The 6,206-nt window shown below is 70.2% G+C and carries 6 protein-coding genes; 5 read left to right on the plus strand and 1 reads right to left on the minus strand.

What is annotated here, in order from left to right; genetic code table 11:
• Positions 1–2: 2 nt before the first annotated feature.
• From ACFVM3_RS23160 to ACFVM3_RS23175, 4 genes are all read left to right on the plus strand, one after another.
• Positions 3–212 (plus strand): bacteriophage holin, encoded by a 210-nt coding sequence (locus tag ACFVM3_RS23160; protein ID WP_005150907.1) that lies wholly within the window; start codon positions 3–5, stop codon positions 210–212.
• 38 nt (positions 213–250) lie between these two features.
• Positions 251–583 carry a Sec-independent protein translocase subunit TatA gene (tatA, locus tag ACFVM3_RS23165; RefSeq protein WP_044853269.1) on the plus strand — a complete coding sequence of 111 codons (333 nt, stop codon included), beginning with the start codon at positions 251–253 and terminating at the stop codon, positions 581–583.
• 95 nt (positions 584–678) lie between these two features.
• Entirely contained in the window at positions 679–1,647 is a 969-nt protein-coding gene (gene tatC, locus ACFVM3_RS23170; protein WP_378441633.1) for a twin-arginine translocase subunit TatC, read from the plus strand.
• A 7-nt stretch (positions 1,648–1,654) separates the two neighbouring features.
• Positions 1,655–2,530 carry a diacylglycerol/lipid kinase family protein gene (locus tag ACFVM3_RS23175; protein ID WP_378441635.1) on the plus strand — a complete coding sequence of 292 codons (876 nt, stop codon included), beginning with the start codon at positions 1,655–1,657 and terminating at the stop codon, positions 2,528–2,530.
• Here ACFVM3_RS23175 and ACFVM3_RS23180 read toward each other — a convergent pair.
• Positions 2,514–3,101 carry a hypothetical protein gene (locus ACFVM3_RS23180; protein ID WP_378441637.1) on the minus strand — a complete coding sequence of 196 codons (588 nt, stop codon included), beginning with the start codon at positions 3,099–3,101 and terminating at the stop codon, positions 2,514–2,516. The two genes, ACFVM3_RS23175 and ACFVM3_RS23180, sit on opposite strands and share 17 nt — an antisense overlap.
• A gap of 112 nt (positions 3,102–3,213) precedes the next feature.
• Here ACFVM3_RS23180 and ACFVM3_RS23185 point away from each other — a divergent pair, with 112 nt between their 5' ends.
• Complete coding sequence (locus tag ACFVM3_RS23185) at positions 3,214–5,991, plus strand: DEAD/DEAH box helicase (RefSeq protein WP_378441639.1); 2,778 nt, start codon at positions 3,214–3,216, stop codon at positions 5,989–5,991.
• Positions 5,992–6,206: the final 215 nt, after the last annotated feature.

Consider the following 6,206-nt stretch of genomic DNA (forward strand, 5'->3'; position numbering starts at 1 on the left):
CCGTGTCGTACCTGCCGAGCATCGCGCTCGCCGTCGCCGGGCTGATCCTGCTCTTCGTTCTGCTAATCAAATTACGCAGAGTCTTGCGCGTGCTCACCCATACGATGAGCATGGTGGCTACGAACACCCGAAAACGGACAGGGCTCCTTCGCGCCCGGTCGGCCGCGCTGCGCGTGGCGATCGCGCAACGACGTGGGCTCGAAGACCGGTAACATCACACACGAGAGACTCGAGAAGGAGGCCGCAAACGATGAACGCGCTGCAGCCGTGGCACATCATCATCCTGGTGCTCGTCGTTGTTCTGCTGTTCGGCGCCAAGAGGCTTCCGGACGCCGCGCGGTCCATCGGCAAGTCCATGAAGATCTTCAAGGCCGAGACCAAGGACATGGCCGGGGACAAGGACAAGGCCGCCGAGACCGAAGAGGTCGAGACCAAGCAGCTGCCGCAGGCCACCACGCCCGCGCCCGCCGCGACCGCGCAGGACAAGCAGGTCGCCGACCTCCAGCGTCAGCTCGACGAGCTCAAGAAGCAGCAGGCCGCCGCGCCCGCTCCGGCCGAGCAGGCGCAGAAGAACGCCAGCTGAGCGGTCTCTAGTTAGCCAAGCGGAGCCTGTTCGCGGATGAGCGCGCCGACGTACCGGCGCGCTCATGGTGGACCCTGACGAGAACGGACTGTCCAGTGGCGGATTCCGCCTCCGGTGAGGAGCGCCGCGGCACCAAGCGGCGCAAGCGCAGCCGTCGGGCCAACCCCGACGGCACGATGACGCTCATCGAGCACATCTACGAGTTCCGCCGCCGTCTGGGCTTCGCGCTGCTCGCCATCCTGGCGGGCGGGATCATCGGTTTCCTCTGGTTCCAGACCAGGGTGGGTCCGATCCCGTCGCTGGGCGACATCATGACCGGCCCGTACTGCGGAATTCCGCCCGAGCGCAGGCTCGGAGGGCAGCCAGGGCATTGCCAGCTGCTGCAGACCGTCCCGTTCGAAGCCTTCATGATCCAGCTGAAGGTTGGTCTCGCCGCTGGCGCGGTCCTGTTCGCCCCGCTGTGGCTCTACCAGATCTGGGCGTTCATCGCGCCCGGCCTCTACTCGAAGGAGCGCAAGTACGCGCTCACCTTCGTCTTCTTCGCGTCGATCCTCTTCGCCGCCGGCGCGATCCTGGCGTACCTGCTCATCCCGCACGCCCTCGAGCTGCTGATGAACTTCGGTGGCGACCAGTTCATCACCGCCCTCACCGGTGACAAGTACATCTCGTTCATCCTGTCGCTGCTGCTGATCTTCGGCGTCAGTTTCGAGCTCCCGTTGTTCGTGGTGATGCTGAACCGCGTCGGCGTCCTCAAGTACCAGACGCTCAAGAAGTGGCGCCGCGGCCTGATCATGGTCGTGTTCGTCTTCGCCGCCTTCGCGACGCCCGGTTCGGACCCGTTCTCGATGCTCGCCCTGGCCGGCGCGCTGGTGGTGCTCCTGGAGCTCTCCATCCAGATCGCGCGCTTCCACGACCGCAAGCTCGACAAGGAGCGCGGCACCGAGGGCTGGGACAAGCTCGCCGACGACGAGGCCGCGCCGTTCGACTACACGCCGAGCACCATCGACGAGGAGCCGTCGGCCGCCACGAACGGCAAGCGCACCAGCACCGACGACGTCACCTGAGCCGGGGATGCACGCGGCGCTGGCCGTCCACCCCGCCTCCGGTGCCGGGGCCGCGGGACGGCTGATGGAGTCGGTCGCGGCGCGGCTGCGGCCCGTCGTCGACCGGCTCGACGTCCTCGTCGCCCACACGGTGGAGGAATCCCGTGCGCTGATGACCGACTCGCGCGCGGCCGGGCTGGACGTCCTCGTCGTCCTCGGCGGTGACGGGGCGGCACACCAAGGCGTTCAGTTCTGCGCCGAATCCGGTGTCGCGCTCGGGATCATCCCCGCGGGCACCGGCAACGACTTCGCCAGGGCGCTCGGCATCCCCGAACGGCCGCACGCCGCCGCCGATTTCGCCGCGAGGCGGATCGCGGAGGGGAAACGACGGAGGATCGACCTCGGCCAGGCGGGAGGCGAATGGTTCGCCACGGTGCTGTGCTCGGGTTTCGACGCCCTGGTCACCGAACGAGCCAACCGGCTTACCTGGCCTCGTGGCCCGCGCCGCTACGACGTCGCGATCCTGGCCGAACTCGCCGCTTTCCGGCCACGGCCGGTCGTGCTCCGCACCGACGTCGAGACGATCGAACTCGACGCCACCATGATCGCCGTCGGCAACACCCCGTTCTACGGCGGTGGCATGCCGATCTGTCCCGGAGCGGACCCCGAAGACGGCCTGTTCGACGTCACCGTCGTCGGCAACGCGACCCGGCGCGACCTGCTCCGCATGCTGCCCGGTGTCCGGTCCGGGCAGCACACCGCGCATCCGGCGGTCCGGACGCTCAAAGCCAGTCAGATCCACCTGGCCGGCAGCGACCTGCCCGTGTACGCCGACGGCGAGCCGCTGGGCAGGCTACCGATCGACGTCACCTGTGTCCCCGGCGCGCTCACCGTCGTCGGGTGAGCCCGGCGTAGTCGCCCGCGCGCCACACCAGACCGCGGAACGTCGCGGCCGACATCAGTTCGCCGCGCGGGAAGAACACCCCGCCGCAGCGGTGGCAGAACCACGCCTGCCGCCAGTACTCCAGCGCGTCGGGGATGCCCCGCCGGATCCGCGCGTTGCGCCGCAGCCTGAGCACGAACAGCACGGCGAACAAGGCGACCAGCGCGAAGGCGCCGAACGGGAAGATCGACGCTCCGATGAACTGCGCGACCCTGCCGTCGGCGGTCGGAGCGACGTTCTCGTCCAGTACGTCGTTGGCGAAGGCGAGGAACACGAACGCGGGGATCAGCAGGACCAGCGCGAGCGCCAGGAAGCAGCCGCCGCCGCGGAGCACCGGATACGGGCTGAGGGAGGCCGCGGTCGCGGTCACCGACACACCGGTGTGCGTCGTCGCGGTGTAGACCACGCCGTCGCCCGCCGGGATGGCCGTCATGCCCCCTTGCACCCGGTAGGTCGTCTGCCCGCTCTGGAACACCGCCGGCACACTCTGCACCTGGTCGACCTGCGCGCATTGCGGGCAAGCGATCTCCATGGAGTCCCCTCTCGATCTCGGATCCGGCCCTTGGATGACGCGGAGGTGGCGGCCGTTCCCGGGATCGTCACACCGAGTGCGAACTGTCGGTGGGGTATGGAACCCTGACGAAGTGGTCAATAGCCCTTCTCAGACCCCGGCCGAGGCCTATGCGGCCTCCCAGCGCCGCGCTCGATACCCCCAGCTGACCCGCTTCGCGGCGGAATCGTCGTTCGAGTTCGACGATTTCCAGGTCCGCGGCTGCGAGGCGCTCGAAGACGGTCACGGCGTGCTCGTCTGCGCGCCCACCGGCGCCGGGAAGACCGTGGTCGGCGAGTTCGCGGTGCACCTCGCCCTAGCCGAGGGCCGCAAATGCTTCTACACGACACCGATCAAGGCGCTGTCGAACCAGAAGTACGCCGACCTCGTCGGCCGCTACGGCGCCGACGCCGTCGGCCTGCTGACCGGCGACACCTCGATCAACGGCAACGCGCAGGTCGTGGTGATGACCACCGAGGTCCTCCGCAACATGCTGTACGCCGGGTCCTCGACCATCGGGGAGCTCGCGTACGTGGTGATGGACGAGGTCCACTACCTCGCCGACCGGTTCCGCGGCGCCGTCTGGGAGGAGGTCATCCTCCACCTGCCCGAACACGTCCGGGTCGTCGGCCTGTCGGCCACGGTGAGCAACGCCGAGGAGTTCGGCGAATGGCTCGTCGAGGTCCGCGGCGACACCACCGTCGTCGTCGACGAGCACCGCCCGGTGCCGCTGTGGCAGCACATGCTGGTCGGCAACCGGTTGATGGACCTGTTCGCCGGCCAGGAGGAGAACGCGCCGGGCGCGGAACTGCGGATCAACCCCAGCCTGCTTCGCCGTACCGAAGAGATCGGCGGACGTTTCGCCCCGGCCGGGCTGCGCGGGCCGAGGGGACGGCGCGGGGTGCCGTCGCGGATGCCGCGGTACCGGCCGCCGTCCCGCACCGAGACGGTCGAGCGGCTGGACAACGCCGGCCTGCTTCCCGCCATCGTGTTCATCTTCTCCCGCGCCGGCTGTGACGCCGCCGTCGGCCAGTGCGTCCGGTCGGGCCTGCGGCTCAACGGCCCCGAGGAGGTCGAGAAGGTCCGCCGCATCGTCGCCGAGCGCACCAAGGACCTCCCCGAGGGCGACCTCGGAGTCCTCGGCTTCTGGGAATGGCGTGAGGCGCTCGAACGCGGTATCGCCGGGCACCACGCCGGGCTGCTCCCGGCGTTCAAGGAGACCGTCGAGGAGCTGTTCGTCCAGGGCCTGGTGAAGGTCGTCTTCGCCACCGAGACGCTCGCGCTCGGCATCAACATGCCCGCGCGGACCGTTGTGCTGGAACGGCTCGTGAAGTACAACGGCGAGGCGCACGTCGACCTGACGCCGGGGGAGTACACGCAGCTCACCGGGCGGGCCGGACGGCGCGGGATCGACGTCGAAGGCCACGCCGTCGTCGCCTGGCAGCCGGGGATCGACCCGAAGCAGGTCGGCGGGCTGGCCTCGACCAGGACGTACCCGCTGCGGTCGTCCTTCCGGCCCGGCTACAACATGGCGGTGAACCTGGTCGCCCAGGTCGGCGCCGAAGAGGCCCGTGACCTGCTGGAGCAGTCGTTCGCGCAGTTCCAGGCCGACCGGTCGGTGGTCGGGACGGCGCGGCGGATCGAGCGGAACAAGGAAGCTCTGCGGGGCTACACCTCGGCCATCACCGGCGATTTCGACCAGATGCTGGAGTACGTCGAACTGCGGGCGAAGATCTCCGCCCGGGAGAAGGCGCTTTCTCGCCAGAACACCTCCGCCCGCCGTGCGGGAACCGCCGAATCGCTGGAGAAGCTCCGCAAGGGCGACGTCATCGCCGTTCCCGCCGGGCGGCGCGCCGGGCTGGCGGTCGTCGTCGACCCTGGGCTCGACCCGATCCGCGAGCCGCGGCCCGTCGTGGTCACCGAGGACCGCTGGTCCGGGCCGCTCTCGGTGTCCGACTTCCCGTCGCCGGTCGAGGCGCTGGGGAACATCAAGCTGCCGAAGCACATCGAGCTGCGCTCGCCCAAGACCCGGCGGGATATCGCTTCGAGTCTGCGCAACGCGGGAATCTCCTTGCCCGGCAGGCAAAAGCGCCGCGCCGGGGCCAATGAGGACGGTGAGCTGGCCGCGCTGCGGCGTGCGCTGCGCGCGCATCCGTGCCACGGCCTCGCCGAACGCGAGGCGAACCTGCGCTGGGTCGAGCGCCACCAGCGGCTCACGGCGGAGACCGAGCAACTGGAACGCAAGGTCGCCGCGACCACGCACTCACTCGCCCGCGCCTTCGACCGCATCCTGCGGCTGCTCGGCGAGCGCGGGTACCTCGGCCCCGAGTCGAAGGGCGACGGCGAGGACCGCGTCACCGAGCACGGGAAGCGGCTCACCCGGCTCTACAGCGAGTCCGATCTACTCGCCGCCGAGTGCATCCGGCACGGCGTCTGGAAGGGCCTGGCGCCCGCAGAACTGGCCGCCGTGGTCTCGACGCTGGTCTTCGAGGCACGCCGGGACACCGCCGGGGAGCCCCGCCTGCCCGCGGGCAAGGTGCTCGACGCCTGGCAGGCGACCACGCGGCTGTGGATGGAGCTCACCGAGGACGAGCGGCGCCACAAACTGGACCGCACCCGCGAACCCGACGCCGGTTTCGCCTGGCCCGTCTACCGATGGGCGCGCGGCGAATCGCTGGAGAAGGTCCTCACCGCCGCCGAAGCGAACGGGCAGGAGCTGTCGGCCGGTGACTTCGTGCGGTGGTCGCGGCAGGTCATCGACCTGCTGGACCAGATCCGCGACGTCCTCGGGAAGGCGGATCCGGTCGGAGCGGCGGCCTCGGACGCGGTGAAGGCCTTGCGGCGCGGCGTCGTGGCGGCCGGCGGCGCGTGACCGGTCTCGTGCGTTCCTGAGTCGGGCCGGTGTGGGGTGAAGGCTCCCTTCGCCGCGTCTGATGCGGCGAAGGACGCCTTCGGCCCGAGGGCCGGTCCGGTACAGCAGGTCGTGGGTGGTGGGGGGGGGGGGTAAACGCCCACCCCCCACCCCCCCCCGGGGGGGCGCGCGCGGGCCCCAGCCCCCCCCCGGCGGGCGCCCGCCCCGGCGCCGGG

Source organism: Amycolatopsis sp. NPDC057786, assembly GCF_042797905.1.
Taxonomy (GTDB): domain Bacteria; phylum Actinomycetota; class Actinomycetes; order Mycobacteriales; family Pseudonocardiaceae; genus Amycolatopsis.